The 2,419-nt window shown below is 75.9% G+C and carries 2 protein-coding genes; both read right to left on the reverse strand.

The genetic code is table 11. The features are described from left to right. Positions 1 to 45: 45 nt before the first annotated feature. Positions 46 to 1,527: a M20 family metallopeptidase gene (locus ABD308_RS08995; RefSeq protein ID WP_344330458.1), complete on the reverse strand. Its 1,482-nt coding sequence runs from the start codon at positions 1,525 to 1,527 to the stop codon at positions 46 to 48. A gap of 675 nt (positions 1,528 to 2,202) precedes the next feature. After that, positions 2,203 to 2,419, reverse strand: a 217-nt coding sequence (locus tag ABD308_RS09000) for a response regulator transcription factor (protein WP_344330461.1), incomplete at its 5' end; no start/stop codon positions are given.

Consider the following 2,419-nt stretch of genomic DNA (forward strand, 5'->3'; position numbering starts at 1 on the left):
ATCCGCCGACCACCGTCACGGCCGGCTACCGGCCGATCGTCGTGCTCACCCCTCCGAGCGGTCGCGCAGCCTCGGCAGCGGGACGGCCAGGAGCGCCGCCAGCAGGGCGATCCGCGGCGCTAGCTGGTCGATCCTGATGTGCTCGTGCCGGGCGTGCGCGCCCCCGCCGACGGCGCCGAAGCCGTCGAGCGTGGGCAGTCCCCGCGAGCCCGGCAGGTTGGTGTCGCCCGCGCCGCCCGCCGGAGCGCCGTCCAGCTGCTGGCCGAGCGCCGCCGCGAGCGAACGGACGTGGCGCAGCATCGGATTGGCGGAGCGCTCGGGCCAGGCGGGACGGCTGGACAGCACCTCGGTCCGGACCCGCGCGCCGGGTCGGAGCGCGGTCAGCCGGGCGAGGTTGTCGAGGGTGCGGCGTTGCGCCTCGGTGGTGGAGAAGCGCAGGCCGAGTTCGGCCTCGGCCCGGCCGGCGATCACGTTGGCGCGGCTGCCGCCGCTGATCCGGCCGGCGTTGAGCTCGGTGCCGGGCAGGCTGACCAGTCCGCGGACGGCGACCAGCTGGTCCACGAGTTCATCGACCGCCGACACCCCGTCGGCGGCGTCGTTGCCCGCGTGCGCCTCGCGTCCGGTGACGGTGAGCCGTACGCGGGTGGAGCCGCGGCGGGCGGTCTTGAGCCGGCCGTCCGGGTGCGGGGGTTCGAGGCCCAGTACGGCGGCGGCCCCGCGCAGTTGGCGTTCGACGAGGCGCCGGCCGTCCGGGCTGCCCACCTCCTCGTCGGAAACCACGACCAGGCGGACGGTGCGATGCGGGCGTTGGCCGAGGTCGGCGAGCAGGGCGAACGCGCCTTCGAGGATGGCGAGTCCGCCCTTCATGTCGACCACGCCGGGCCCGCTGAGGGTGCCGTCGCGTTCGGTGACCGGCCAGTCGGTGAGGGTTCCGGCGGGCCAGACGGTGTCGTGGTGGCCGACCACGAGCAGGTGCGGCAGGCTCTCGTCGCGGCCGTCCCACTGGAGGACCAGGTGGTCGCCGGCCGGTCCGGGTTCGCGCTGAACGGTGGCGCCGGTGGCACGGAAGCCGGCGGCCAACTCTTCGGCGAGGGCGTCGAGTCGGGGCGCGTCACCGCTGGGGGACTCGATTCGGGCCAGGTCCGCGCAGCGTCTCCGGACGGCTCCGGCGAGGGTGCGGGCGCGGGTGGTGAGGGCCTGGGGCAGACCGGGAAGCGCGGCCGTGGGGCCGGGTTGGCCCTCGCTGTCGGGGAGGGCCGGAGTGTGGGGGGCCGCCGCGGTGGGTGGTGCGGTGGCGGGCGTGGGGGTGGCCGGGGCGAGAGCGGTTCGGGCGGTGCCGGTCCTGGTCGTGCCGGGCGTGGCCGCGCCGGGTGCGGCGCCGGCGGTCCTGGTCGGTTCGGGCTCAGTGACGGGCGCGGTGACGGCTGTGGTGACGGGCGTCGAGGCGGCGGAGACGGGGGCGGCGGTGGCGACGGCGGCCGTGGGGCCCGTCGGCTCGGTGGACGGGCGGACTGCTTGAGGACTCAACGCTCGCCTCCGCGGCCGCCGCCGGTATAGAGCGGCCGGGCGGGCCGACCGGACCAGGTCTCCGGGCGGACGGGCCCGGTGGCACCGGCGGGACAGCGGAACGGGCCCTCCGGTCCAAATGCGCTGGAACGGCTGGGCGGCGTGTGTGGCATGTGCGTCCTCCTCGCTCGATCCGGTGGCCCCGATCGTCCCGGGGCCTCCGTGGACGGCGGCTTCCCTTGCGGCAGGCGCGGAACAGCGCACCGCTGCAGGGAAGCCGAGATGTGAGCCTAGAAGAACCGTTCGGTTTCCTGCGAGGTGGCCCTGCTCCCAGCGTGCCGGGGCCGGGATCCGCCCCGGCGCGCGGCCGCGGGACACGGTCGGCGCACGGCGTACGAAATCCGGCCCGGCGCGCGGGCGCGGTCGCCGGATCGCGCCCACTTCCACCATGGACCCGGGGCGGGGGTTCGGCAGCGTGGGGCGCCAAGGCACGCGTTTTCCAAGCCAGATGGGTGATGGCGGACCGGTGGCGAGTACCGCGTGGCGCTGATCGGACATGGTCGGGACGGGAGGATTCGGCCCGATCGGCGCGAATGCGGAATGTCCGCACGGAACGGACCTCCGGTGGCGGTGTCGGGCGGCGGACGTGAGGGGCAACGGTGGTGCCAGGGGACCGTCCTGGCGGACGACGGTCGGTCAGGCGGAGTCGTCGACCACCCCCGCGTCCCGGGCGAGCAGCGCCGCCTGGACGCGGTTGCCGACGCCCAGTCCGGTGAGGATCCGGCTGACGTGCGCCTTGACGGTGCTCTCGCGCATTCCGAGCGCGAGAGCGATCTCGGCGTTGGAGCGGCCGACGGCGAGTTCGCGCAGGACGTCGGTCTCGCGCGGGGTGAGGGCGGCCAGCCGCCCCCGC

Source organism: Kitasatospora putterlickiae (genome assembly GCF_039527695.1).
Classification (GTDB): domain Bacteria; phylum Actinomycetota; class Actinomycetes; order Streptomycetales; family Streptomycetaceae; genus Kitasatospora; species Kitasatospora putterlickiae.